Annotated in this window: 25 protein-coding genes and 1 pseudogene; 17 read left to right on the top strand and 9 right to left on the bottom strand. The window is 72.6% G+C overall.

The window, feature by feature from the left end; genetic code table 11:
- Positions 1-59 precede the first annotated feature (59 nt).
- Entirely contained in the window at positions 60-1,376 is a 1,317-nt protein-coding gene (locus AB0C96_RS11225; protein ID WP_362916012.1) for an RNA polymerase sigma factor, read from the top strand.
- Between the two features lie 14 nt (positions 1,377-1,390).
- On the opposite strand, the gene AB0C96_RS11230 is transcribed toward AB0C96_RS11225, so the two are convergent.
- On the bottom strand, positions 1,391-2,365 hold the full coding sequence (locus AB0C96_RS11230) for a LysR family transcriptional regulator (protein ID WP_362916014.1): 975 nt from the start codon (positions 2,363-2,365) through the stop codon (positions 1,391-1,393).
- A gap of 220 nt (positions 2,366-2,585) precedes the next feature.
- Between AB0C96_RS11230 and snpA the strand changes: the two genes are divergently transcribed.
- The gene (gene snpA, locus AB0C96_RS11235; RefSeq protein ID WP_362916016.1) at positions 2,586-3,251 is read left to right on the top strand and encodes a snapalysin; all 666 of its coding nucleotides are present in this window, start codon (positions 2,586-2,588) and stop codon (positions 3,249-3,251) included.
- Between the two features lie 313 nt (positions 3,252-3,564).
- Here snpA and AB0C96_RS11240 read toward each other — a convergent pair whose 3' ends face one another.
- Positions 3,565-4,005, bottom strand: a complete 441-nt coding sequence (locus AB0C96_RS11240) for a CrcB family protein (RefSeq protein WP_362916185.1) — start codon at positions 4,003-4,005, stop codon at positions 3,565-3,567.
- Between the two features lie 112 nt (positions 4,006-4,117).
- On the opposite strand from AB0C96_RS11240, the gene AB0C96_RS11245 reads away from it, so the two are divergent.
- Together AB0C96_RS11245 and AB0C96_RS11250 are read left to right on the top strand one after the other, a co-directional pair.
- A complete protein-coding gene (locus tag AB0C96_RS11245) occupies positions 4,118-4,888 on the top strand; it encodes a FadR/GntR family transcriptional regulator (RefSeq protein WP_362916018.1) in 771 nt (256 codons plus the stop codon).
- 101 nt (positions 4,889-4,989) lie between these two features.
- The gene (locus AB0C96_RS11250) at positions 4,990-6,171 is read left to right on the top strand and encodes an MFS transporter (protein ID WP_362916187.1); all 1,182 of its coding nucleotides are present in this window, start codon (positions 4,990-4,992) and stop codon (positions 6,169-6,171) included.
- A gap of 49 nt (positions 6,172-6,220) precedes the next feature.
- Here the strand turns inward: AB0C96_RS11250 and AB0C96_RS11255 are convergent, their stop codons facing one another.
- A complete protein-coding gene (locus AB0C96_RS11255; protein WP_362916189.1) occupies positions 6,221-7,306 on the bottom strand; it encodes a magnesium and cobalt transport protein CorA in 1,086 nt (361 codons plus the stop codon).
- A gap of 143 nt (positions 7,307-7,449) precedes the next feature.
- A complete protein-coding gene (locus tag AB0C96_RS11260) occupies positions 7,450-8,973 on the bottom strand; it encodes an MFS transporter (protein WP_362916020.1) in 1,524 nt (507 codons plus the stop codon).
- A gap of 104 nt (positions 8,974-9,077) precedes the next feature.
- Between AB0C96_RS11260 and AB0C96_RS11265 the strand changes: the two genes are divergently transcribed.
- The 4 genes from AB0C96_RS11265 (at position 9,078) to AB0C96_RS11280 (ending at position 14,115) form a co-directional block, all read left to right on the top strand.
- Positions 9,078-10,136, top strand: a complete 1,059-nt coding sequence (locus tag AB0C96_RS11265; protein WP_362916022.1) for a YafY family protein — start codon at positions 9,078-9,080, stop codon at positions 10,134-10,136.
- A 93-nt stretch (positions 10,137-10,229) separates the two neighbouring features.
- Entirely contained in the window at positions 10,230-12,545 is a 2,316-nt protein-coding gene (locus tag AB0C96_RS11270) for a heavy metal translocating P-type ATPase (RefSeq protein ID WP_362916024.1), read from the top strand.
- Positions 12,546-12,683: 138 nt separating this feature from the next.
- Positions 12,684-13,622 carry a beta-ketoacyl-ACP synthase III gene (locus tag AB0C96_RS11275; RefSeq protein ID WP_362916026.1) on the top strand — a complete coding sequence of 313 codons (939 nt, stop codon included), beginning with the start codon at positions 12,684-12,686 and terminating at the stop codon, positions 13,620-13,622.
- Positions 13,623-13,704: 82 nt separating this feature from the next.
- A complete protein-coding gene (locus AB0C96_RS11280; RefSeq protein WP_362916028.1) occupies positions 13,705-14,115 on the top strand; it encodes a VOC family protein in 411 nt (136 codons plus the stop codon).
- Between the two features lie 12 nt (positions 14,116-14,127).
- Here AB0C96_RS11280 and AB0C96_RS11285 read toward each other — a convergent pair whose 3' ends face one another.
- From AB0C96_RS11285 to AB0C96_RS11295, 3 genes are all read right to left on the bottom strand, one after another.
- Positions 14,128-14,355: a hypothetical protein gene (locus tag AB0C96_RS11285; protein ID WP_362916030.1), complete on the bottom strand. Its 228-nt coding sequence runs from the start codon at positions 14,353-14,355 to the stop codon at positions 14,128-14,130.
- 106 nt (positions 14,356-14,461) lie between these two features.
- Positions 14,462-15,388: a glutaminase gene (locus tag AB0C96_RS11290; protein ID WP_362916032.1), complete on the bottom strand. Its 927-nt coding sequence runs from the start codon at positions 15,386-15,388 to the stop codon at positions 14,462-14,464.
- A 10-nt stretch (positions 15,389-15,398) separates the two neighbouring features.
- Complete coding sequence (locus tag AB0C96_RS11295) at positions 15,399-16,151, bottom strand: helix-turn-helix domain-containing protein (protein ID WP_362916034.1); 753 nt, start codon at positions 16,149-16,151, stop codon at positions 15,399-15,401.
- A 79-nt stretch (positions 16,152-16,230) separates the two neighbouring features.
- Between AB0C96_RS11295 and AB0C96_RS11300 the strand changes: the two genes are divergently transcribed.
- The 4 genes and pseudogenes from AB0C96_RS11300 to AB0C96_RS11315 all read left to right on the top strand — a co-directional run bounded on the left by AB0C96_RS11300 (position 16,231) and on the right by AB0C96_RS11315 (position 18,855).
- The gene (locus AB0C96_RS11300; protein ID WP_362916036.1) at positions 16,231-16,464 is read left to right on the top strand and encodes a hypothetical protein; all 234 of its coding nucleotides are present in this window, start codon (positions 16,231-16,233) and stop codon (positions 16,462-16,464) included.
- A gap of 305 nt (positions 16,465-16,769) precedes the next feature.
- Complete coding sequence (locus AB0C96_RS11305) at positions 16,770-17,360, top strand: N-acetylmuramoyl-L-alanine amidase (RefSeq protein ID WP_362916038.1); 591 nt, start codon at positions 16,770-16,772, stop codon at positions 17,358-17,360.
- 24 nt (positions 17,361-17,384) lie between these two features.
- Positions 17,385-17,904, top strand: a pseudogene (locus AB0C96_RS11310) (XRE family transcriptional regulator); the annotation flags it as partial.
- A 39-nt stretch (positions 17,905-17,943) separates the two neighbouring features.
- Complete coding sequence (locus AB0C96_RS11315; protein ID WP_362916040.1) at positions 17,944-18,855, top strand: pyridoxal-phosphate dependent enzyme; 912 nt, start codon at positions 17,944-17,946, stop codon at positions 18,853-18,855.
- A 241-nt stretch (positions 18,856-19,096) separates the two neighbouring features.
- Here the strand turns inward: AB0C96_RS11315 and AB0C96_RS11320 are convergent, their stop codons facing one another.
- Positions 19,097-20,698 carry a Na+/H+ antiporter gene (locus AB0C96_RS11320; protein ID WP_362916042.1) on the bottom strand — a complete coding sequence of 534 codons (1,602 nt, stop codon included), beginning with the start codon at positions 20,696-20,698 and terminating at the stop codon, positions 19,097-19,099.
- A 58-nt stretch (positions 20,699-20,756) separates the two neighbouring features.
- Between AB0C96_RS11320 and AB0C96_RS11325 the strand changes: the two genes are divergently transcribed.
- From AB0C96_RS11325 to AB0C96_RS11340, 4 genes are all read left to right on the top strand, one after another.
- The gene (locus AB0C96_RS11325; protein ID WP_362916044.1) at positions 20,757-21,017 is read left to right on the top strand and encodes a UBP-type zinc finger domain-containing protein; all 261 of its coding nucleotides are present in this window, start codon (positions 20,757-20,759) and stop codon (positions 21,015-21,017) included.
- A 46-nt stretch (positions 21,018-21,063) separates the two neighbouring features.
- Positions 21,064-21,552, top strand: a complete 489-nt coding sequence (locus AB0C96_RS11330) for a GNAT family N-acetyltransferase (RefSeq protein ID WP_362916046.1) — start codon at positions 21,064-21,066, stop codon at positions 21,550-21,552.
- 293 nt (positions 21,553-21,845) lie between these two features.
- Complete coding sequence (locus AB0C96_RS11335) at positions 21,846-22,259, top strand: anti-sigma factor (RefSeq protein WP_003985353.1); 414 nt, start codon at positions 21,846-21,848, stop codon at positions 22,257-22,259.
- A 43-nt stretch (positions 22,260-22,302) separates the two neighbouring features.
- Positions 22,303-23,262, top strand: coding sequence for an RNA polymerase sigma factor SigF (locus AB0C96_RS11340; RefSeq protein WP_362916191.1), 960 nt, complete (start codon positions 22,303-22,305; stop codon positions 23,260-23,262).
- A gap of 208 nt (positions 23,263-23,470) precedes the next feature.
- Here the strand turns inward: AB0C96_RS11340 and AB0C96_RS11345 are convergent, their stop codons facing one another.
- Positions 23,471-23,941 carry a hypothetical protein gene (locus AB0C96_RS11345; RefSeq protein WP_362916048.1) on the bottom strand — a complete coding sequence of 157 codons (471 nt, stop codon included), beginning with the start codon at positions 23,939-23,941 and terminating at the stop codon, positions 23,471-23,473.
- Between the two features lie 95 nt (positions 23,942-24,036).
- Between AB0C96_RS11345 and AB0C96_RS11350 the strand changes: the two genes are divergently transcribed.
- Positions 24,037-25,020, top strand: a complete 984-nt coding sequence (locus tag AB0C96_RS11350; protein WP_362916050.1) for a diacylglycerol kinase family protein — start codon at positions 24,037-24,039, stop codon at positions 25,018-25,020.
- Positions 25,021-25,147: the final 127 nt, after the last annotated feature.

A 25,147-nucleotide genomic window follows, 5' to 3' on the forward strand; every position in this document is an offset into this window, starting at 1 on the left:
CGGTCCGGGTCCCGTCCGCGGCGCCGGATTGCCGCGGCGGGACCCGGGTGCTGTGATGGGTGGCCGTGACGGCACGAGGTGAGGCGCACCGCGCGATCGAAGCGGTGTTCAGGATCGAGTCGGCACGGCTGATCGCCGGGCTGACGCGGATCGTCGGGGACGTCGGGCTCGCCGAGGAGCTCGCCCAGGACGCCCTGGTGGCCGCGCTGGAGCGATGGCCGGAAAGCGGCGTCCCGGACAATCCGGGTGCCTGGCTGATGGCCACCGCCAGGAACCGCGCCGTCGACCTGCTGCGCCGGCGGCAGCGGCTGGCGCAGAAGGTCGAGGTGCTGGGGCGCGACGCGGAGAGCGCACCCGGCTGGGCCGAGGCCGACTTCGAGCGGGTCGTGGACGGCGCGGAGATCGAGGACGATCTGCTGCGGCTGGTGTTCATCGCCTGCCATCCGGTGCTGTCCACCCAGGCACGGGTGGCACTCACCCTGCGACTGGTGGGCGGCCTGCGGACCGAGGAGATCGCGCGCGCCTTCCTGGTGTCGGAGGCGACCGTGCAACAGCGGATCGTGCGGGCCAAGAAGCGGCTGGCCCAGGCGCGGGTGCCGTTCGAGGTGCCGGGGCGGGACGAACTCGCCGAGCGGCTGTCGTCGGTGCTGGAGGTGATCTACCTGATCTTCAACGAGGGGTACGCGGCCACCGCCGGCGACGACTGGATGCGGCCGGCGCTGTGCGAGGAGGCGCTGCGGCTGGGGCGGATGGTGGCCGCGCTGCTGCCGGCGGAGCCGGAGGCGCACGGGCTGGTGGCGCTGATGGAGATCCAGGCGTCGCGGTCGGCGGCGCGCATCGGCCCGAAGGGCGAACCGGTGCTGCTGCTGGAGCAGAACCGTGCGCGCTGGGACCGGCTGCTGATCCGGCGCGGACTGGCCGCGCTCGCGCGGGCCGAGGAGTTGGGCGGCACGGTCGGCCCGTACGCCCTCCAGGCCGCGATCGCCGCCTGCCATGCTCGGGCCCGTACCGCCCGGGAGACCGACTGGCCGCGGATCGCGGTGCTGTACGAGGCGCTGGCGCAGGTCACGCCGTCACCGGTGGTGGAGCTGAACCGGGCGGTCGCGGTGGGCATGGCGTTCGGGGCGGAGGCGGGGCTGGCGGTCGTGGACGAGCTGGCGGCGGAGCCGGCGCTGACCGGATACCACCTGCTGCCGAGCGTCCGGGGCGATCTGCTGGCCCGGCTGGGGCGGGCGGCGGAGGCCCGGGAGGAGTTCCTGCGGGCGGCGGCGCTGACCCGCAACGCCCAGGAGCGGGCCCTGTTGACACAGCGGGCGGAGGACCAGGAAAGGGCCGGGGAGCGGGGGCGGGCGGACCGGCGGGAACGTCCGTCGTAGCCGGCGGGTGCCGCTCAGCCGTGGCTGGAGTACGTCGCCACCGGCAGCGGGCCGTCATGGCGGACGAGCCAGGCCCGGTAGGCGTCGCTCGCCCAGGCGATCTCCATGTACGAGGCGGTCAGGTCGGCGCACAGGTCCTCGGGCGAGGCGGCCGGGGTGCCGTCCTGGCGGCAGGCCATGAAGAGGCGGACGGCCAGCGGGTCGCCGTGGAGCGGGCGGATGGCCATGCCGGGCCGGGAGCGGGCGGTCGGCTGGCAGGGGGTGACCACCTCGCCGGCGGTGACCAGGTCGACGGCGGTGAGGTAGTCGCCCTGCACCACCCGCGGGTTGACGCCGGCCGCGGTCCAGATGCGGCGCAGGCCGGCCCATTCGCCGTCCACGGTCGGGTCGACCATCCACTGGTCGTCGGCGAGGTCCGCGACCCGGACGATCTCCTGCGCGGCCGCCGGGTGGGTGTCCGCCAGGGCGATGAACTGCGGCTCCCGGGCGATGAGTTCGTGTTCGACCAGGCCGTCGGGGATGCGGAGCGGCGCCCCCTCGACCTCGTGCACGAACGCGGCGTCGAGCTGTCCCATCGCGACCATGTGCAACAGGGCATTGGCGGACACATCGGTGCGTATCGTGGTGTCCGTCTCCGGCAGCCGGCCGCGCAGCCGGCGCAACCAGCCGGCCACCGCGGGGCTGTTGGTGCTGCCGATGCGGAGCCGGGTGCCCTGTGCGCGGGACGAGGCCGAGGCGACCTCATCGACAAGCGCCCGCATCTCGGCCACTATCGGCCTGGCCCGACAGAGCACCGCATGCCCCAGTGGGGTCGGTCGGCTGCCGGTCGACTCGCGGAAGAAGAGCTGGCCGCCCAGGGCCTTTTCGATGCGGCGGAGCTGGGTCGTCAGGGAGGGCTGGGTCATGCCGAGCTGCCGTGCCGCCCTGCGCACGCTGCCGGAGTCGGCGATGGCGCACAGCGCGCGAAGATGCCTTACCTCTAGCTCCACGTCCGGAGCATAACGACCGCGGCATCCGTCACACCAGACTCTCAAACCCGCTGTAACTCGCCTTTTTTCCCGAGGGTATTGGCTGGTCCTATCGCCACCTGGCATCTCCGTCTTCCGGGTGAAGTCCGTCCAGACTCAACGGCACCAAGAAATCCGCGGGGCCCCGGTCGCCGCCCCACACGGCGACCGTACGGCTCCCGGAAATTAAGGAGCCCCCCACATGAAATCTCCCAAGACGGCGCTGTCGGCTGCGCTCGGTCTGGGCCTCGCCGCTGCGCTCGCCGCCGCGGCACCGGTTTCGGCCGCTTCCCCCTCCCCTGCCCGTTCCGGCCACAGCACCACCGCTTCGATCGCGGCCTACAACGGATCGGCCGCCGAGAAGGCGAACACCAAGGCGTTCTTCGAGGCCGTGATGAAGTCGGCCCGGGCCAAGATGAAGGCGCACCCGCACGCGGCCTCGGTGACCGTCACCTATGACGCCAGCGCGGCCCCGACGTTCAAGGACCAGATATCCGAGAGCGCGTCGATCTGGAACAGCGCCGTGAAGAACGTGCAGCTCCAAGAGGGCAGCGGCGGCGACTTCCAGTACCGCGAGGGCAATGACCCGCGCGGTTCGTACGCCAGCACCGACGGCCACGGCAAGGGCTACGTCTTCCTGGACTACCAGCAGAACCAGGAGTACAACTCGACCCGGGTCACCGCCCACGAGACCGGCCATGTGCTCGGCCTGCCGGACCACTACGAGGGTCCGTGCAGCGAGCTGATGTCCGGCGGCGGCCCCGGCACGTCCTGCCAGAACACCCAGCCCGACGCGAACGAGAGCGCCAAGGTGGAGCAGTTGTGGGCCAACGGCCTCAAGGGCGTCCACTTCGGCACGGCGTCCTGATCGATCCGGCGGCCTGACAGCGCCGTCAGGCCGCCGGCACATCTCGCACCTTTCACACCTTTCGCGCCTTCTACACCTGCACCACCCCTGCACCAACACGCAGTCCCTGCATCACGAGTTCGGCGGTGGCCCGCGTTCCGGACCGGACTGACGGTGGTCGGTCCGCAACAGGCCAGGGGCTGACGAGTGCCGGAACCTGGCGGCCGGCCCTCGTACCCCCACCAGCCCTCGCACCTTCTGCGCCGCCCGTGCGGTGGGGCTCCTCCCGGAGCCCCACCGCCTTCGTGTGTCGGGAGGGCCGCCGCCGGCCGGTTCAGCGGCGGACGGCCCTGCCGGGTCCGAGCAGTGCGCGGGTGACGGCCATCGCGCCCCACACGGCCACGAGCGCGGCGAGCAGCGTACCGGCGAGGTAGGCCAGGGCGAGCAGCGGCTGTCGGGCGCCGACCAGCCGCTGGATGTCGACCGCGTATGCGGAGAACGTGGTGAAGCCGCCGAGGATGCCGGTGCCGAGGAACGGCCGCAGGAGCCGGTGGGACGACCAGACCTCGGCGATCAGCACCATCAGGACACCCATCAGTGCGCAGCCGACGGCATTGACGACCAGGGTCGTCCAGGGGAAGGCGCCGGCCCCGGAGGGCCAGAGCAATGAGGCGCCGTAACGGGCCGTGGCGCCGATCGCGCCGCCCGCGGCCACCACGCCGATCACCGGCCACTGCCCCTGCCAGGGCGCCGCCCGGCGGGCTCGCTCGTCCATGTCGTCCGCGTCCTTCGAGGTCATCGGCGCCCTCACCCTAGCGGCGGCGGTTTGACACGGCTAAACATGGGATGTTCCCATCACCGGTGGATTGAGATCGGAGGAGGGGCCCATGCCGCTGCGCAGCACCGCCCGCACCAACCTGGTGGACCTGGTCATCGAGCAGATGGAGAGCCTGATCGCCAGTGGCGAGTGGCAGGTCGGGACGAAGATCCCGGCCGAACCGGCGCTCGTGGAGCAGCTCGACGTCGGCCGCAACACCGTCCGCGAGGCGGTCCGCGCCCTGGTGCACACCGGGATGCTGGAACCGCGCCAGGGCGACGGCACCTACGTCCGCGCCCGCAGCGGTTTCGGCGCCGCCGTCCAGCGCAGACTGCGGCGGGCCGGGGACCTGGAGGCGTTCGAGGTGCGCGCCTCCCTGGAGCGGGACGCCGCGCGGCACGCCGCCCTGCGTCGCACCGACGAGGACCTCACCGCGCTGCGCACCGCCCTCGCCACCCGCGACCGCGCCTGGAAGAGCGGCGATCTGGCCGCCTTCGTCGACGCGGACATGGACTTCCACCGCGCCGTCGCCGCCGCGGCCCACAACAGCGTCCTCGCCGAGCTGTACGACCACCTCAGCGACGCCCTGCGCTCCACGCTCCAGTCGGTCGTCGGCGCCCCCGTCCCCGATTCCGTGCGCAACCAGTACGCCTCGCACGAGGCCATCGTCGACGCCATCGAGGCGCGGGACGCCGAGGCCGCGGAGCGCGCGGCGCTGGCCCACCTGTCGGAGGGCATGGCCGCGCTGCGCGCCACCGACAGCACTACCGACACCGCTACCGACACCGACGCCGACTCGGGCGCCGACGGCACCGACCGCCCGAAGGGAGGGCAGAGGTGATCCGGGACCGGACCGCCACCCAGACGCCCCCCGGCCCGGGCACCGGCGCCCCCACGGCGGCCGGCGCCGCCCGACCGCCCGCGGCACCGCCCGCCCCGGGCCTGGCCGGGCGGCGGGCCCGCTACGTCGGCATCGGCGTCGTGCTGCTGGCCCTGAACCTGCGTCCGGCGCTGGTCGCCGTCTCCCCGCTGGTCGGCACCATCCGCGCCGAGAGCGGGATGTCGGCCGCCGCCACGAGCCTGCTCACCGCGCTGCCCCTGCTCTGTTTCGGCCTGCTGTCACCGGTCGCACCACGGCTGGGGCGGCGGCTGGGCATGGAGCGGTCGCTGCTCGGCACGATGGCCTTGATCTGTGCGGGCACCGCACTGCGGCTGCTGGACTCGGTCGTGGCGCTGTTCGCCGGGACGCTCGTGATCGGCGCCGGGATAGCCGTCGCCAATGTGCTGCTGCCCGGCCTGATCAAGCGGGACTTCCCGGCCAGGGCCGGGCTGATGACCGGCCTGTACTCGATGTCGCTGTTCGGCGGCGCCGCGCTGGCGGCCGGCGTCACGGTCCCCGTCCAGCAGGCCGCCGGCCTCGACTGGCGGACCACACTGGCCTGTTGGGGCGGGCCGGCGATACTGGCGGTGCTGTGCTGGCTGCCGCAGGTCGGCGCGCGTACGCGGATGCCGGCGGCCGCGGCCCGCGAGCCGGCGCACCCGGTGCGCGGGCTGTGGCGGGACCCGCTGGCCTGGCAGGTCACCGGCTATATGGGCCTGCAATCGCTGAGTTACTACGCGGCGGCCGCCTGGCTGCCGACGATGCTCGCGGACGCCGGGATGACCGCCGGTGACGCCGGCTGGATGCTGTCCTTCTCCTCGTTGCTGGGCATCGCGGGCTCGTTCCTCGCCCCGGTGATCGTCGGCCGCCGGCTCTCGGCCGGAGTGCTGGCCACCCTGGGCGCGGTGCTGTGCGCGGCCGGCTTCCTCGGCGTCCTGGTCGCACCGGTCGGCGGCGGATACGTCTGGATGGTGCTGCTCGGCCTGGGCCAGGGCACGGCGATCAGCCTGGCGCTGCTCTTCATCGTCCAGCGCGCCCCGGACGCCCGGCACGCCGCCCAACTCTCCAGCATGGCCCAGTGCTTCGGCTATGTCCTCGCGGCATCCGGCCCGGCGGTGCTGGGCGCCGTGCACGACGCCTCCGGCAGCTGGACGGTGCCGCTGGTGGTCCTCCTGGCGCTGCTGCTCCCGCAGATCGCGGTGGGCTGGGGCGCGGCCCGGCCGCGCCAGGTGAGGGGCGGGTAGTTTCCCCAGGGGAGGCCCCGGGGGGAGGCCCCCCGGGGGCGGGAGCCGCCTAGAGCCAGCCGTTCCGCTTGAAGCCGCGGTGGATCACCCAGCAGACGGCCACCGTCAGCCCCATCACCAGCGGATAGCCGAACGTCCAGTGCTTCTCCGGCATGTACTCGAAGTTCATGCCGTACACCCCGCACACCATGGTCGGTACGGCGAGGATCGCGACCCAGGCGCTGATCTTGCGCATGTCCTCGTTCTGGGCGACGGTCACCTGGGCGAGATGGGCCTGGAGTATGGAGTTGAGCAGCTCGTCGAAGGCGGTGATCTGCTCGGTGACCCGGTCGAGGTGGTCGGACACGTCCCGGAAGTACGTCTTGATCCGGGGGTCGACCTGCCGCATGGGCTGGGTCGCCAGCTCCTGCATCGGCCTGTCCAGTGGGGCCACCGCGCGCTTGAGTTCCAGCAGTTCGCGCTTGAGCTGGTAGATCCGGCCGGCCCCGCCGCTGCCGCGGACGGAGAAGACCTCGCTCTCGACGTCGTCGATGTCGTCCTGCACGGCGGCGGTGACGTCGAGGTAGTCGTCCACGACCAGGTCGGCGATGGCGTGCAGCACGGCGGACGGGCCGAGCGCCAACTGCTCGGGCACGCACTCCAGGTGCTCGCGCAGCGGGCCCAGTGAGCCGTGTCCGCCGTGCCGCACCGTGATCACGAAGTCGGTGCCGGTGAAGACCATGATCTCGCCGGTCTCCACCACTTCACTGGTGTCGGTGAGCCGGTCGTGCTCGACGTAGCGGACCGTCTTGAAGACCGTGAACAGCGAGTCGTCGTACGTCTCCAGCTTCGGCCGCTGATGGGCGTAGACCGCGTCCTCGACGGCGAGCGGATGCAGCCCGAACAGCTCGACGATGCCGGAGAACTCCTTCTCGGACGGTTCGTGCAGACCGATCCAGACGAACCCGCGGCCGGTCTCCCGGACCTTGCGTATCGCCACGTCGGCCGGGTGGTTGCCGTCCTGGCGCACGCCGTCCACATAGACCGCGCAGTTCACCACGGCGGTGCCGAGCGGCGAGCGCGCGGGGTGGCTGAGGTCGACGCCGTGGCTGCGCGGCTGCGGCAGCCGGACGGCCTTGCGGAGGTTGCTGATCACCGACACCCGGCCAGTATGGCCCGGGGCGGCCCGTGCGGCCTACGGCAAAGGGGCGGTTTTTACCCGGGCCGGGGGCGCCTCCCGGCCCGAACCGGGGGCGCCTCCCGGCCGGGTCCGGGAGGCGCCCCCGGACGGCTCGCCCCTCAGGCGACCAGGGCCGGCTGCTGCTCGGCGGACGTCTCCGCCGCCGCGCCGTCCGACGCCGCCGGGTGCTGCGCACGGGCCCGCCGCGGGAGCCGGAACAGCAGGCCGAAGACGAGGACCAGGCCGCCGGAGACCCACCACAGGGCGTTGACGGTGGCATCGATGAACGCGGCCCCCGACGCGGCACCGGTCGCCGCTGCGCCGGTCGCCCCCGCGTCGTCGACGACCCCGAAGAAGGCCACCGAGGACAGGCCCAGGCCGAACGCCATGCCCAGCTGACCGGTGGTGTTGAAGATGCCGGACGCCGAGCCGGAGTGCTCGGCCGGCACCTCGGAGATCGCCGCATCGGTGATCGGGGCGACGATCAGGCCCATACCGGCGCCCATCAGCAGCATCGCCGGTGCCATCTGCCAGGACTGCATGGCGGTGCCGTAGTGCCCGGCCTCCCAGATGTAGAGCAGCGCACCGGCCAGCATGATCAGCGCGCCGGCCTGCAACACCGCGCGGCCGAAGCGCGGCACCAGCTTCTGCACCGACATCCCGGCGGCGGCCGAGCAGGCGAGCGAGAACGGCACCCCGGTCAGTCCGGCGTGCAGCGGGCCCCAGCCCAGACCGAGCTGCATGTAGAGCGTCCAGATCAGGAAGAACAGCCCGCTGACCACGCCGAACGTCAGCTGGACGCCGGCACCGGCCGCGAAGGTCTTGACCTTGAAGAGGGAGAGCTCGACCAGCGGCGAGCCGTCCTTGCGGGCCTTGGCGCGCTCGTAGCGCACGAACGCCGCCAGGACCAGCGGGCTCGCGGCCATCGACACAAAGCCCCACAGCGGCCAGCCGGACTCCCGGCCCTGGGTGAGCGGGTAGAGCAGCATCAGCAGGCCGACGGTGGCCAGCGCGGTGCCGATGAGGTCGAGGCGGAGCGCGTGCGGGGACCGGGACTCGGCGATGAAGTGGCGGCCGAGCAGGATGCCGGCGATCCCGACCGGCAGGTTGATCAGGAAGATCGGGCGCCACTCCAGCCCGAGGAGGTCGCCCTCGGTGAGCAGTGCGCCGATCAGCGGGCCGCAGACCGCGCCGAGGCCGATCACCGCGCCGAACATCCCGAAGACCTTGCCGCGCTCGTGCGCGGGGAAGCTGACGTGGATGATCGCCAGCACCTGCGGCACCATCAGCGCGGCCATCGCGCCCTGAAGCACCCGCGCGCCGACCAGCATCCCGGGGGTCGCCGCGAGGCCGCAGAGCGCCGAGGCGGCGGTGAAGCCGGCCATGCCCAGCAGGAACAGCCTCTTGCGGCCGAAGATGTCGCCGAGCCGGCCGCCGGTGATCAGGCCGAGCGCGAAGGCCAGGGCGTAGCCGGCGGTGACCCACTGAAGGGCGCTGAAGCTGGCCCCGGTGTCCTGCCGGATGCTCGGGATGGCGATGTTGACGATGGTGGCGTCGACCAGGTCCATGAAGCTGGCGGTGAGGACGACGGCGAGCGCTATCCAGCGTCTGCGGTCGGCCGGTGCGGGGGCGGTCGTGGTCATGGCGTTCTGCTCTCCAGGAAGGGTGCTCCGGTCTGCGTTCGTCCTCGACACTAGGAGGCATCTAGGACAGCTCCGGTCCTACTGGGACGGGCATCATCGGTCCCATGAGCGAGACTTCGGCGCGACTGTTGAATCTGCTGTCCCTGTTGCAGACCCCGCGTGAATGGCCCGGCAGCGAGCTGGCCGAGCGGCTGGGGGTCACGTCCCGGACGATCCGCCGCGACATCGAGCGACTGCGGGACCTGGGGTACCCGGTGCACGCCACGATGGGCGCGGAGGGCGGCTACCGACTGGCCGCGGGCACCGCGATGCCGCCGCTGCTGCTCGACGACGAGGAGGCGGTGGCCATCGCGGTCGGCCTGCGGTCGGCCGCCGGCCACACCATCGTGGGCATGGAGGAGGCGTCCGTACGGGCGCTGGCCAAACTCGAACAGGTGCTGCCGGCCCGGCTGCGGCGGCGGGTGGGCACGCTGGGCACGGCCACCGTGCCGATGCCGGCCGGCGCCGGCCCGACCGTCGACCCTGAGCACCTGACGGTGCTCGCCGCGGCCATCACCAACCACGAGCGGCTGCGCTTCAGGTACCGGGCGGGCGCCGGAGCCGTCAGCAAGCGCCTGGTGGAACCGCACCGGCTGGTCGCGGCGGGGCGGCGCTGGTACCTGGTGGCGTACGACAACGACCGCGAGGACTGGCGGATCTTCCGGGTGGACCGGCTGAGCGAACCGTTCCCGACCGGCGTCCGCACCCCGCCCCGCGAGCTGCCGGCCGCCGATGCGGGGGAGTACGTCCGCGCCCGGATGCAGGGCACGGCCCCGACCCACCGGGCGGTGGCCACGGTGTACGCGCCGGCCGCGGAGGTGGCCGCCCGGCTGGGCGGGCCGGCGGCGGGCGAGGTCGAGGCGCTCGACGAGACGTCCTGCCGCTGGCGCAGCGCCCCGGACTCGCTGGAGTGGCTGGCGATGCGGCTGGCGTTGCTGGGGCACGAGTTCACGGTCCACGAGCCGCCGGAGCTGGCGGCGTACCTGCGGGAGATGGGCGGGCGGGTGAGCCGCTCGACGGGCACGCCCCCGAATGACGCGGGCACTCCCCCGAATGACGCGGGCACTCCCCCGGATGGCGCGGGGGCGCCCCCGGCGAGCGGCGGCCGGGGGTCGGGGACGTGATGAGTCCACCGTGACGGAATACCCCCATGGGGTATATGGTTCCGCGAGTGGGCACACTTGCCGCACGCACCTGCCGCACACCGAGGAGCACTCATGACCACCGCGATCGGAGAGCACCGCGTCGAGCTGGAGATCGGCGGGATGACCTGCGCCTCGTGCGCCGCCCGCATCGAGAAGAAGCTCAACCGCATGGAGGGGGTCACCGCCACCGTCAACTACGCCACCGAAAAGGCGCAGGTGGCGGTGGCGGAGGGCAGCGGGGTCGGGGCCGCGGAGCTGATCGCCACCGTGGAGAAGACCGGTTACACCGCCGCGGTCCCCGAGCCACCGGCCCCCGCACCGGCGGCAGCGGCGGGCCCCGGCGGCGAAGCCCCCGGCGACGGCGGGGGCGACCGGGCCGCCGACGGGCTCGCCGCGCTCCGGCAGCGGCTGCTGGTCTCCCTCGCGCTGAGCGTCCCGGTGGTCCTGATGGCGATGGTCCCGCCGCTACAGTTCACCAACTGGCAGTGGCTCTCGCTCACCCTCGCCGCCCCGGTGGTGGCCTACGGCGCCTGGCCCTTCCACCGGGCGGCCGTGACGAACCTGCGGCACGGCGCCGCCACGATGGACACCCTGATCTCCATGGGCACCCTGGCGGCGTTCGGCTGGTCGGTGTGGGCGCTGTTCTTCGGGCACGCCGGGATGCCCGGGATGACGCACCCGTTCACGCTCACCATCTCCCGTACCGACGGCAGCAGCTCCCTCTACCTGGAGGCCGCGGCCGGCGTCACCACCTTCATCCTGGCCGGCCGCTACTTCGAGGCCCGCTCCAAGCGGAAGGCTGGCGCCGCCCTGCGGGCCCTGCTGGAGCTGGGCGCCAAGGACGTCGCCGTGCTGCGGAACGGCCGGGAGGTCCGCGTCCCCACCGCCGAGCTGAGCGTCGGCGACCACTTCGTGGTGCGCCCCGGGGAGAAGATCGCCACCGACGGAACGGTGGTGGAGGGCTCCTCGGCCGTCGACGCGTCGATGCTGACCGGTGAGTCCGTCCCGGTCGAGGTCTCCCCCGGGGACACCGTCACCGGCGCCACCGTCAACGCCGGCGGCCGCCTGGTCGTCGAGGCCACCCGGGTCGGCGCGGACACCCAGCTCGCCCGGATGGCGCGGCTGGTGGAGGACGCGCAGAACGGGAAGGCCGCGGCGCAACGGCTGGCCGACCGGATCTCCGCGGTCTTCGTCCCGGTCGTGATCGCGCTCGCCCTCGGCACGCTCGGCTTCTGGCTCGCCACGGGCGCCGGCGGGGTGGCCGCCTTCACCGCGGCCGTCGCCGTCCTGATCATCGCCTGCCCGTGCGCCCTGGGGCTGGCCACCCCGACCGCGCTGATGGTCGGTACCGGCCGCGGCGCCCAGCTCGGCATCCTGCTCAAGGGGCCCGAGGTGCTGGAGTCGACCCGCCGGGCCGACACCATCGTGCTGGACAAGACCGGCACGGTCACCACCGGTGTGATGACGCTGACCGAGGTACACCTCGCCGAGGGCGCCGACGAGTCGGAGGTGCTGCGGCTGGCCGGTGCGCTGGAGCACGCCTCCGAGCACCCGATCGCGCGGGCCGTCGCCGCCGGGGCCGAGGCCCGCACCGGCGCCCCGCTGCCCGCCCCCGAGGACTTCGCGAACGTCCCCGGTCTGGGCGTCCAGGGCGTCGTCGAGGGGCACGCCGTCCTGGTGGGCCGCGAGCAGCTGCTGACCGACTGGTCCCAGCCGCTGCCGCCCGCGCTGGCGGCCGCCAAGGCGGCCGCCGAGGCGGAGGGCCGTACCGCGGTGGCCGTCAGCTGGGACGGGGCGGCACGGGCCGTCCTGGTCGTCTCCGACGCGGTGAAGCCGACCAGCGCCGAGGCGGTCCGCAGCCTGCGCGCGCTGGGCCTGACGCCGGTGCTGCTGACCGGGGACAACAAGGCCGTCGCCGAGGCGGTGGCCGCCGAGGTCGGCATCGACGAGGTGATCGCCGAGGTCCTGCCCGAGGACAAGGTGGCCGTGGTGGAACGGCTCCAGGCGGAGGGCCGCTCGGTCGCCATGGTCGGCGACGGCGTCAACGACGCGGCCGCGCTCGCCCGCGCCGACCTGGGCCTGGCGATGGGCACCGGCACCGACGCCGCCATCGAGGCCGGCGACCTCACCCTGGTACGGGGCGACCTGCGGGTGGCCGCGGACGCCATCCGGCTGGCCCGGGCCACCCTCGGCACCATCAGGGGCAACCTGTTCTGGGCCTTCGGCTACAACGTCGCGGCGCTGCCGCTGGCCGCCGCCGGGCTGCTCAACCCGATGATCGCCGGCGCCGCGATGGCCTTCTCCTCGGTGTTCGTCGTCGGCAACAGCCTGCGACTGCGCCGCTTCAAGGCGCTCGTCCACGAAGGCCCGGCGGGGGCACGCGGCTGACCCGCACCGCCGGTCCACCCCCGGTTCTGGCGCCTGTCTCCAGATCTGGCGCCAGAACATTGGCGGATCGCTCACCCGCCGGCTCGCACCGGCGGGTGAGACTGGTGAGGCAGCGACCGTCCACGTACAGGGGAGTTCATGACCGGGTCACGCATCCTGGCTCTCGGCCATTACCAGCCCTCCGGCGTGCTCACCAACGACGACCTGGCCAAGATCGTCGAGACCGACGACGCCTGGATCCGCAGCCGGGTCGGCATCCACACCCGCCACATCGCCGCGGCCGACGAGACCGTGGACGCGATGGCGGCCGCCGCCGCGGCCAAGGCCCTGGCCGCCAGCGGCGTCGCCCCCCAGGACATCGACCTGGTCCTGGTCGCCACCTGCACGGCCACCGACCGCAGCCCCAACACCGCGGCCCGGGTCGCCGCCCGGCTCGACCTCACGGCGCCCGCCACGATGGACATCAACGTGGTCTGCTCCGGTTTCACCCACGCCCTGGCCACCGCGGACCACGCCATCCGGGCCGGCTCCGCGACCCGTGCGCTGGTCATCGGGGCGGAGAAGTTCACCGACGTGGTCGACTGGACGGACCGCACGACCTGTGTGCTGGTCGGCGACGGAGCGGGCGCCGCGGTGGTCGCCGCCGCCCCGGACGCGGAGATCGGCCCGGTGCTGTGGGGCTCGGTGCCGCAGATGGGCGGCGCGGTCCGGATCGAGGGCGAGCCGGCCCGGTTCGCCCAGGAGGGCCAGACCGTCTACCGCTGGGCGACGACCCGGCTGCCGGCCATCGCCCGCCAGGTCTGCGAGCGCTCCGGCATCCGGCCCGAGGACCTCGCCGGTGTGGTGCTCCACCAGGCCAACCTGCGGATCATCGAACCGGTTGCGGCGAAGCTCGGCGCGGTCAACGCGGTGGTCGCCAAGGACGTCGTCGACTCCGGGAACACCTCCGCGGCATCCGTCCCGCTGGCGCTGTCCAAGCTGGTCGAACGCCGGGAGATCGCCTCCGGCGACCCGGTCCTGCTGTTCGCCTTCGGCGGCAACCTCTCGTACGCGGGCCAGGTCATCCGCTGCCCGTGACCGCCCGGGGCGAGCGGGGCGGGCCGGGGCGCGTCCGATTCGTTCAAGACCGCGGTGCGGCACGCTGCCTACGCTCCCCCGCATGACCAGCAGCCCTTCCCCCGCTCCCCGGTTCGCCGCCCTCGGCATGGTCGTCGCCGACATGGCCGCGTCCCTCGCCTTCTACCGCCGCCTCGGCCTGGACGTCCCCGCCGAGGCGGACACCGCCCCGCACGCCGAGGCGCAGCTCCCCGGCGGTCTGCGGCTGATGTGGGACTCCTACGCGACCGCCCGCGCCGTCGACCCCGACTGGACACCGCCGCAGGCCGGTGCCCCCACGGGGCTGGCGTTCGAGTGCGACGGTGCCGCCGGGGTCGACGCCGTCTACGCCGAGCTCACCGCCGCCGGCTACCAGGGCGAGAAGCCGCCGTGGGACGCGTTCTGGGGGCAGCGCTACGCGGTCGTCCAGGACCCGGACGGCCACGGGGTGGACCTGTTCGCGCCGCTGCCCTGAGGGCGCCCGCCGCTACGGGCCGGGGTGCTCGCGCAGGAACTGCGCCCCGCACAGGAAGCAGAACGGCTCGGAGTCGGGCGTGCCCCAGGTCTCGGCCGCAAGAGTGGCCGCTGCCGGGGCCAGCATCCGTCCGCACATGGCCGTGGTGCTGCCCACCCGGCACATGTGCCAGAGCTTGACCGGCGTGTCTTCGTGCGGCAGCACGCCTTCCTCGTACTCAGCGCGAATCTCGTGCTCCATGGCGGTGCACCTCCTACCCATACGATGCGCCAGCCGGTCGGGGGCCACAACGCCAACCGGCCGGGACGGAGCAGGTCAGACTGCGTCCTTCGGGGGACCCGCCGGGTCAGAACACCGACCATCCGGTGAGTGTCGTGAAGTGGTCCAGGGCCGCCGCGCCGGCGACGGAGTTGCCCCGGGCGTCCAGGCCGGGGCTCCAGACGCAGAGCGTGCAGCGGCCGGGGATGACGGCGATGATGCCGCCGCCGACACCGCTCTTCGCGGGCAGCCCCACTCGGTAGGCGAACTCCCCGGCCGCGTCGTACGTCCCGCAGGTCAGCATCACCGCGTTGATCCGCTTGGCCTCGCGGGGCTCCAGCAGCCGGCTGCCGTCGGCGCGCAACCCGTGGCGGGCCAGGAAGCCGCCGGCGACGGCCAGGTCACGGCAGCTCATCTCGATCGAGCACTGCCAGAAGTAGTGCTCGATGACGCTGGGGACGGGGTTCTCCAGATTGCCGAAGGACGCCATGAAGTGGGCCAGCGCGGCATTGCGGTCACCGTGCTCGGCCTCGGAGTCGGCCACCGCCTGGTCGAAGGCGAGGTCCGGATTGCCGCTCTCCTCGCGCAGGAAGTGCAGCATCGAGGTGCTGGCGTCGCCGGTCAGGGTCTGTAGCCGGTCGGTGACCACCAGGGCACCCGCGTTGATGAACGGATTGCGCGGGATGCCCTGCTCGGCCTCCAGCTGGACCAGTGAGTTGAACGGCGTGCCGGACGGCTCGCGGCCGACCCGCTGCCAGATGTCGTGGTCGCCCTGGCTGCCGTGGCTCTGCGCCATCACCAGCGCCAGCGAGAAGGTCTTGGAGATGGACTGGACGGAGAACGGCACATCCCAGTCGCCGACCCCGAACACCTCGCCGTTGATGTCGGCGACCGCGATGCCGAAGCGGTCCACCGACACCCGCTCCAGCGCCGGTATGTAGTCGGCGACCTGCCCCTGTCGCACGAACGGCCGGGCGTGGGCCGCTACCTCTTCGAGAACGGCCTGGTAGTCCATGACGGACACGCTAACCCGAGGCGAGCAACACCCCCATCGGGGCCCCCGCCAGCGACTTCACCTCACGCGCCAGATGCGCCTGGTCCGCGTACCCGGCGCGCACCGCGACCGCCGCGTACGGCAACCCGGAGCGCGCCAGGTCGAGCGCGCGGACGAGCCGGAGCACCCGGGTCAGGGTCTTGGGGCCGTAGCCGAAGGCGTCCAGGCTGAGGCGGTGCAGCTGGCGCTCGCTCAGGGAGACGGCGCAGGCGACCTCGGCGACGGGGCGGCCGCGGGCCAGCGCCGCGGCGACGGCGGCGGTCCGGCCGGTGGGCGGGTCGGCGTCGTGCAGACGGGCCGTCGCGGTCTCCTCCAGGAGGCGGGCGATCCGGCCCGGGGCACCGGCCGCGGCCGTGCGCTCGGCCAGCTCGCGCACCCGGTCGGCGGGCCACAGATCCGCCAACGGCACCCGTCGGTCGCGCAGTTCGTGGGCGGCGACGCCGAGCACGGCGGGGCCCTGGCCCGGGGCGAAGCGCAGTCCGACGTAGCGGGTGCCCGGCGCCACGCCGTCCAGGCGGTACGGGCCGGTGTCCGGGCCCGCCACCCACAGCCGCCCCGCACTCCACATCAGGTCCATACAGCCGTCGGGCAGCACCGGCCGCGCCGAAGGGGGCGTGGTGGTCGTCCACAGCACCGCGCCGGCCAGCCGTGCCGTCCGCTCCCGGTACCCGCCGGTGCCGTCCGGTAGGCCGAGTGGCCCACTCCTGTCGCGCCCTTCGCCCATGCCCCCCAGCCTGACACGGGAACCCCACGGCCTTCCGCGCCGTTGATCCCTTACGACACGGACCTCACGGAGGTGGCACATGTCAGGGTTTCTCGACCGCGCCAAGGAGCAGGCGCGGCAGGGGCTGGAAGCGGGCCGGCAGAAGGTCGACGAGGTGCAGCAACAGCGGGCCGGCAACGACCTGCTGAAGAAGCTGGGCGCGGCGTACTACGCCGAACGGCGGGGCAGCGGTACGCCCGACGCCACGCAGAGCGCGCTCACGGCACTGGAGGCGCACATCAGCTCCCATGGGGACGGCTTCCTGCACGGGTAGGCACCACCGACCGGCACCGCGGCAGCAGGCAGCACGCCGCGGCCCGGGCCGGGCCAAGCGCGGGCCGGGGGCCCGGCACCGGAGACAGGGACACCGGGGTCAGCGACACCGGAGTCGAGAACACCAGAGCCGGGCCCCCGGAGTCGGGAGCACACGGACCGGACGGGGCCGAAACCACTCGCACGGCACCCGAACACCCGGTCCGTTTAATCCCGTTCCCCTCCCCCGGTGCGGAACCGTCCCGTACAAGTCGGGCGGGAGGCGGTGCGCGGCCGGCGGCCGCCGCGCATCGAAGGGAGTCGCCGATGGCGTCACCCCTGTCCGCGGACGGCTTGCTCACGGCGCTCCGGGACGAAGGCCTCACGGTCGTCGAGGTGACCGGCTGGCGGACGCACAACCGCGACGGTCAGGGTCCGTGGGGCCCGGTGCACGGTGTGGTGGTGCACCACACCGGCACCTCCGGCGCCGAGCACACGGTCGAGGTCTGTCACGACGGCCGTCCCGATCTGCCCGGTCCGCTGTGCCACGGCGTGATCACCAAGGACGGCAGGGTGCATCTGGTGGGCTGGGGCCGCGCCAATCACGCGGGCCTCGGGGATGGCGACGTGCTGCGCGCGGTGATCGCCGAGAAGCGCCTGCCACCGGACGACGAGGCCGACACCGACGGCAACCGCGCCTTCTACGGCTTCGAGTGCGAGAACCTCGGCGACGGCCATGACCCCTGGCCGGAGGCGCAGCTGGCGGCCCTGGAGAAGGCCGCGGCAGCGATCTGCCGGGCGCACAGCTGGACCGAGCGCTCGGTGATCGGCCATCTGGAGTGGCAGCCGGGCAAGGTCGATCCGCGCGGCTTCACGATGGACCGACTGCGCGAACGGATCGCCGCCCGTCTGAAGTGAACGGCCGCGACGCCCGCGTGCACGCACTCGTATCCGTACCGGTCCGCCTGCCCGTCCACCGTCTGGGCCGAGCTCGTCGAGGGCGCAACCGAGGAACTGTTCCTCGCCGGGTACACGAAACTACTTCTTCCGGACCCAGGTCCCCCAGTTCGCCGAGACGGTCCGCCGCAAGACCGAGTCCGGGTGCCGGGTCAGGTTCCTGCTCGGTGACCCCGCCGGTGAGGTCACAAGGCAGCGTGAGGCGATCGAGGACGTGGCCCTGAGCGTGTCCACCCGTATCCGGATCAGCGTGGAGCACCTGGACCGGATGGGTGCCGTGCCCGGGCTGGAGGTGCGCTACAGCAGCCCTGACGACGCCGTGAACCACGTTTCACTGTCGGTGTTCCGATTCGACCACGATGCGCTCGTCACGCCCCATCTGGCCCGGCTGGTGGGTCATGACTCACCGCTGTTGCATCTGCGCCGCCAGAGCGCCGGAGGGATGTTCGACCGGTTCGCCGAGCACGCCGAAGAACTGTGGGGCCGTGCCGTGCCAGTGGGCTGAGGCCCGGAGCTGCCCCGGCTCAGCAGCCACAATGGGGGGGTGAACGCTCCCGTAGACCTCGCCGACGCGCTCCGCCCCCGGCTCCCCTCCCCCCTCCAGGAGGTCGAGGACGGGCCGTTCGCGCGCCGCGGGGTGCGGCTGCTGCTCAAGCGGGACGATCTGATCCACCCGGACCTGCCGGGCAACAAGTGGCGCAAGCTGGAGCCGAACCTGCGGGCCGCGGCCGCCGCGGGCGAGCGGGCGCTGCTGACCTTCGGCGGCGCGTACTCCAACCATCTGCGGGCCACCGCGGCGGCCGGCCGCCTGCTCGGCTTCACCACCATCGGCGTGGTCCGCGGCGAGGAGCTGGCCGCGGCTCCGCTCAACCCCTCGCTGGCCCGCTGCGCCGCCGACGGCATGCGGCTGCACTTCATCGACCGGGCCCGCTACCGCCGCAAGACCGACCCGGAGGTGCTCGCCGCCCTGCACGAGCGGTTCGGCGCGTTCCGCGTGATACCGGAGGGCGGCAGCAACTCCCTGGCCGCACAGGGTTGCACGGAGCTGGGCCGGGAGCTCCGTGGTGCCGCGGACTCGGTCGCGGTGGCCTGCGGGACCGGCGGCACCCTGGCCGGCCTGGCCGCCGGCCTGGGACCGGGCCAGCAGGCCATCGGTTTCCCCGTCCTCAAGGGCGGTCGGCCGCACTTCCTCCAGGAGACGGTCGAGCGGCTACAGTGCGCGGCGTTCGGCGGCCGGCGCGGCAGCTGGCGACTGGACGACCGCTTCCACTGCGGCGGATACGCCCGCCGCACCCCGGAGCTGGACGCCTTCGCGGACGCCTTCGAGCAGCGCCACGGCCTGCCGGTGGAGCGGAGCTACGTCGCCAAGCTGCTGTTCGGGCTCACCACGCTGGCCGAGGAGGGCGCCTTCGCCCGCGGCAGCACGGTGGCCGCGGTGATCACCGGCACCCCGTGATCCGCCCGGCGGGGTTCCCGACTCCGCAGGTCCGCAGGACTCCGCAGGTCCGTCGACCGTTGTGGCCTTACGGCCGTACCGCCCCACTCCCGACTCATCGCCGTACCGCCCCACTCCCGACTCATCGCCGTACGGGCCCACTCACGACTCACCGCCGCCGCGCCGACCGACTGCCTTACCGACCCGCTCGCGGCCCACTGCCGTACGGCCCCGCTCGCGGCCCACTGCCCTACGGCCCCGCTCACGACGCCGCCTCCCGATAGGCCGCCGCCTCCTCCAGGTCCAGCCGGCGCAGCAGGGTCCGCATCATCTCGTCGTCGATCCGCCGGGCGTCACGCAGCGTGACGAAGACCCGCCGCTCGACGTCGATCACGTCCCGGGCCAGCCGGCGGTAGGTCTCGTCGGCGGACTCGCCGGTCACCTCGTTGACCGCGCCCAGCCGCTCCCAGACGGAGTTGCGACGCCGTTCCATGACGGCGCGCAGCCGGTCCGCGAGGGGGCCGGGCAGGGCGTTGCGCTCGTCCTGGAGGAGCTCGTCCAGGCGCTCCTCGGCGGCGCGCGAGGCCTCGTTCTGCACCTGGGCCTCGGCGAGCGTCTCGGCCTGGGCGTCCCGGCCGGGCAGCCGCAGGGCGCGGATCAGCACCGGCAGCGTCAGGCCCTGGATGACGAGGGTGCCGATGACGGTGGTGAAGGTCAGGAAGAGCACGAGGTTGCGGGCCGGGAAGGGGCCCCCGCCGGCCACCGTGGACGGGATGGTGAACGCGATGGCCAGCGACACCACCCCGCGCATCCCGGCCCAGCCGACGATGACCGGCCGGGTCCAGTTCAGGTCCGGCTCACGGGCCCGGATCCGGGTCGAGAGGCACCGCGGCAGGTAGGTCGCGGGGAAGACCCACACGAAGCGCGACACCACCACGACGAGGAACACCACGACCGCGTACCAGAGGGCCTGGGCCGTGCTGAACTCCCCCAGGCCGCGCAGCACGACCGGCAGCTGCAACCCGATCAGCGCGAAGACCGCGGACTCCAGGAGGAAGGAGATCACCTTCCAGACGGCGTCCTCCTGGAGCCGGGTCTCGAAGTCGACCTGCCAGGAGCGGTGCCCCAGGTAGAGGCCCACCACGACGACGGCGAGCACGCCGGAGGCGTGGAACTGCTCGGCCAGCGCGTAGGCGACGAACGGGATGAGCAACGAGAGGGTGTTCTCCAGGAGCGCGGACTCCCGCAGCCGGACGCGCAGCCAGTGCAGCGGCACCATGAGGAGCACGCCGATGCCGATGCCGCCCAGGGAGGCGACGACGAACTCCTTGAGTCCGCCGGCCCAGGTGGCGCCGACGCCCACGGCCGCGGCCAACGCCACCTTGTAGGCGGTGATCGCGGTGGCGTCGTTGACCAGGGATTCGCCCTGGAGGATCGTGGTGATCCGGTGCGGCAGCCCGAGCCGGCGGGAGATGGCGGTCGCCGCGACGGCGTCCGGCGGGGCGACCACGGCGCCCAGGACGAGCGCGGCGGTCAGCGGCAGGTCCGGGATGAGGAGGTAGGCCGCGTAGCCGACGACCAGCGTCGCGAACAGCACGTACCCCACCGACAGCAGCGCCACCGGCCGCAGGTTGGCCCGCAGGTCCAGGTACGAGCTGTCCAGCGCCGCGGTGTGCAGCAGAGGGGGCAGCACCAACGGCAGCACGATGTGCGGATCGAGGGTGTAGTCGGGGATTCCGGGGATGAAGGACGCCGCGATCCCGGCGGTGACCAACAACAGCGGCGCCGGGACGGGCGTCCTGCGCGCCAGGCCGGCGACCGCCGCACTCCCCGCGACCAGCAAGAACAGTGGCATCACAGCCATCGGCCCGTCCCGTCGCCGTCCACTCCGCCGTCCGTCCCGGCGATCTAACCTGGCCATCATGAGCGAGTGCACGCACATTGCCGAACTGGCGCGCGCCGAACCTGCGCCGCTGAGCGCCACCTGCCTGGAGTGCCTGGCGGTCGGCAGCCACCCCGTACAGCTGCGGCTGTGCCTGGTCTGTGGCCACGTGGGCTGCTGCGACTCGTCGCCGTACCGGCATGCGACGGGGCACTTCGAGGCGACCGGACACCCCGTGATGCGGACGTTCGAGCCGGGCGAATCCTGGCGCTGGTGCTTCGTCCACCAACGATTGGTGTGAGGAAAGGGAGGTGAATCGTTCAGTGGAGTCGGTTTAGCCTGCACAGATGATCCGCGAAGCGACGCCCGACGATGTCCCGGTCATCCTCACCATGATCCGCGAGCTGGCCACGTACGAACGTGCCCCCGAGGCCGCGCAGGCCACCGAGGCACAGCTGAAGGAGGCCCTCTTCGGCGACCAGCCGGCCGTCTTCGCACTGATAGCCGAGGCCGACGGCGCCCCCGTGGGCTTTGCCCTGTGGTTCCGGAACTTCTCGACCTGGACGGGCACGCAGGGTGTCTATCTGGAGGATCTGTACGTGCGCCCCGAGGCGCGCGGCGGCGGCCACGGCAAGGCACTGCTCGCGGCCCTCGCCAAGATCTGCGTGGACCGCGGCTACGAGCGTTTCGAGTGGTCAGTCCTGGATTGGAATGAACCGTCCATCGGCTTTTACCGGTCGATCGGCGCCCTGCCCATGGACGAATGGACGGTCTTCCGGCTCACTGGAGATGCGCTGCACAACCTCGCGGGCGCCCCGCGCGTCAACAGAGGGTAATCAGCCCCGAATTGGCGATGCACACCCCTAGCCACTTTCCGTACCCGAAGTTTTACAATCAGTGACAGCGATGGCGTCCGGTACACCCGGGGTGGCGCGCCTCCCGAAGGGCGGCGGTGCTCCTTCCGGGCGACACCGGCCCACAGATCGCGATAGCGTCACAGCCGAACCATGTGCCGCGCCGAATCGTTCTCCTTTCACCGACGGGAGAAAGGACCGGCGCGAAATATCCCGAACAACGCGAATATCGCGCAATTCCAGCTCAACCAGCTTGTGCCACCTTGGAGGTGAGGGTGTCCCAGATCGCAGGCGAGCCCGGGACGCAGGACTTCGTGGAAGTCCGTCTGCCCGCTGCGGGTGCCTACCTGTCCGTGCTGCGTACGGCCACGGCCGGGCTCGCAGCCCGCTTGGACTTCACCCTCGACGAGATCGAGGATCTGCGCATCGCGGTCGACGAGGCCTGCGCGATCCTGCTGCAACAGGCCGTCCCCGGCAGTGTGCTGAGCTGCGTCTTCCGCCTCATCGACGACGCACTGCAGGTGACCGTGTCCGCCCCGACGACCGACGGCCGCGCCCCGGAGCGGGACACCTTCGCCTGGACGGTGCTCTCCGCACTCGCCGGCAAGGTCGATTCCACCGTCGCCGAGGACCGTACGGTCACCATCAGTCTGTACAAGGAGCGCGGCGCCGGTCCCGGACCGTCATGACCGAACAGGGGGCCCCGTGAAAGATCTCGAACGCGGCGGGCGGATGGCGTCCAGTGCGACCATCCCCGAGCAGCACGCCCGGCCGCACCCGGTGGGCGTGGACGACCACGGCGGCCATTTGGACGCGGCGGAGCAGGCAGAGCGGGCGGACCACATGGACCAGAGCGAGCAGCAAGGGCAGCAGGCGCAGCAGCACGGTGCGCCTGCTGGCAATGACGCGCTGCAAGATCACCAGCACTCCCAGGAGCCGCAGGACCGCAGCGGCGCCCGGGCGATGTTCTACGAGCTGCGCAAGCTGCCCGAGGGCTCACCGGAGCGGGCGGAGCTGCGCAACACCCTCGTCCGCATGCACCTCCCGCTCGTCGAGCATCTGGCCCGGCGGTTCCGCAACCGTGGCGAGCCACTGGACGATCTGACCCAGGTCGCCACCATCGGCCTGATCAAGTCGGTGGACCGCTTCGACCCGGAGCGCGGCGTGGAGTTCTCCACGTACGCCACCCCCACCGTCGTCGGCGAGATCAAGCGGCACTTCCGCGACAAGGGCTGGGCGGTCCGCGTCCCGCGTCGCCTCCAGGAGCTGCGGCTGTCGCTGACGACGGCGACCGCGGAGCTCTCCCAGCGGCACGGCCGGGCGCCCACGGTCCACGAGCTGGCCGAGCATCTGGCGATCTCCGAGGAGGAGGTCCTGGAGGGCCTGGAGTCCGCCAACGCGTACAGCACGCTGTCCCTGGACGTCCCGGACACGGACGACGAGTCCCCGGCCGTCGCGGACACCCTCGGTGCCGAGGACGAGGCACTGGAGGGCGTGGAGTACCGCGAATCGCTCAAGCCGCTGCTGGAGGACCTCCCGCCGCGCGAGAAGAAGATCCTGCTGCTGCGCTTCTTCGGCAACATGACCCAGTCGCAGATCGCCCAGGAGGTCGGCATCTCCCAGATGCACGTCTCCCGGCTGCTGGCCCGCACCCTGGCCCAGCTGCGCGACAAGCTCCTCGTGGAGGAGTGAGACACCGGATCACCAACGGCCCCGCTCCTACCGGAGCACACCTGGGGCCGGGGCGGGGCCGGAGCACCCCGGGGGCCGGGGCCGGAATACCCCTCGACCCCACCCCGTTGTGGCCCCGTAGGGGGCGCGTGCACCCCCTACGGGATCTGTTCGCCCCTCCCCTACGGGGCTCGTCCATGCAGAGCGTGCTCCCGCGCCTCCGGAGCCCCTACGGCGTCTCCCGCGGCCCGATCCCCAGAGCCTCGGTGGCCGTCGGATTGACCAGCAGGACGAGCACGACGAGCGCGGCCACCGCCAGCCCGGCACCGGCCGCGATCAGCGCACCGCCGCCCTTGACCAGCGTCCAGGCCACCGGCAGCGCCACGATCTGGGTGATCAGCGAGGGGCCCCGGCTCCAGCGGCGCCGCAGCCACAGCCCGCGCGCCGCCACCAGCGGCAGCACCGCCAGCGCCAGCACGGTCAGCCCGCCCATCTCCGCCTGCTGCGGATTGTCCGGCGAACCGGCCAGCCCCATGATCAGCATGTACGCACCGAGGGCGGCCACCGCCAGTCCCTCGGCGCCGGTGAGCGCCGCGGCGGCACTCAGCCGGGCGGGTCGCGGCCCGGCCGGCGCGGTCGGCGCGGCCGCGGCGGGGGCGCCGGCAGCTCGCTTGGCGGACTGTTTCTGCTGACTGCTCACCCCAGCAGGGTAGCGGTGGCGCCACAAGGCCCGGGAATGCCCCATATCCGGACGGGGCGTGAGGCCGGTACCAGCAGGTAGGTACGCTGCTCCACATGCGCGCACTCCTCGTGGTCAATCCCGCAGCTACCACCACCAGTGCCCGCACCCGTGAAGTCCTCGCCCACGCCCTCGCCAGCGACCTCAAGCTGGAGGTCGCCGAGACCCGCTACCGCGGACACGCCCGCGATCTGGCCCAGCAGGCCACCGAGGGCGGGGAGACCGAACTGGTCGTGGCGCTCGGCGGTGACGGCACGGTCAACGAGGTCGTCAACGGACTGCTCGCCAACGGCCCCGATCCGGACTCGCACCCCCGGCTGGCGGTCGTCCCCGGGGGCTCCACCAATGTCTTCGCCCGCGCGCTGGGGCTGCCCAACGACGTCGTGGAGGCGACCGGCGCCCTGCTGGACGCGCTGCGCGACGGGAGCGAGCGCACGATCGGCCTGGGCCTGGCCGCGGGCACTCCGGGCACCGAGGACGAGGGAGTGCCGGGGCGCTGGTTCACCTTCTGCGCGGGCTTCGGCTTCGACGCCGGTGTCGTCGGCCGGGTCGAGCAGCAGCGGGAACGCGGCAAGCGTTCGACCCATGCCCTCTATATGCGACAGGTCGTACGGCAGTTCCTGGGCGAGGCGAGCCGCCGGCGCGGGGTGATCACCCTCGAACGCCAGGGCGACGACCTCAGCACGCCGGAGATCGTCGAGAACCTCGCGCTGGCCATAATCTGCAACACCGCCCCGTGGTCCTACCTGGGCAACCGCCCGATCTACCCGTCTCCGGACGCCTCGTTCGACACCGGGCTCGACCTGTTCGCGCTGAGCAAGCTCTCGCCGCCGGCGGTGGCCCGGTACGCCACCCAGCTGCTGACGTCAACGCCCGAGCGCGGCCCCCGCGGTAAGCACGCACTCTCACTTCACGACCTCACAAACTTCACCTTGCATTCGCAGGTCCCGCTGCCCTTCCAGATGGACGGTGACCACCTGGGCGTGCGTACGAGTGTGACGTTCACAGGCGTTCGCCGTGCACTGCGTGTGATTGTGTGAGCAGTAGGGCCCAAAGTCCTTTCACTCGAACGTTTAGGCTGGTTCCCACCCCCTGGAATGACGGCTGTGACCGAGGCGACACCAAGGAATCAAAAAAAAGTTTCCGGAAGGGGTTGTATCCGCAGCC

The organism is Streptomyces sp. NPDC048506 (genome assembly GCF_040651315.1).
Classification (GTDB): Bacteria; Actinomycetota; Actinomycetes; order Streptomycetales; family Streptomycetaceae; genus Streptomyces.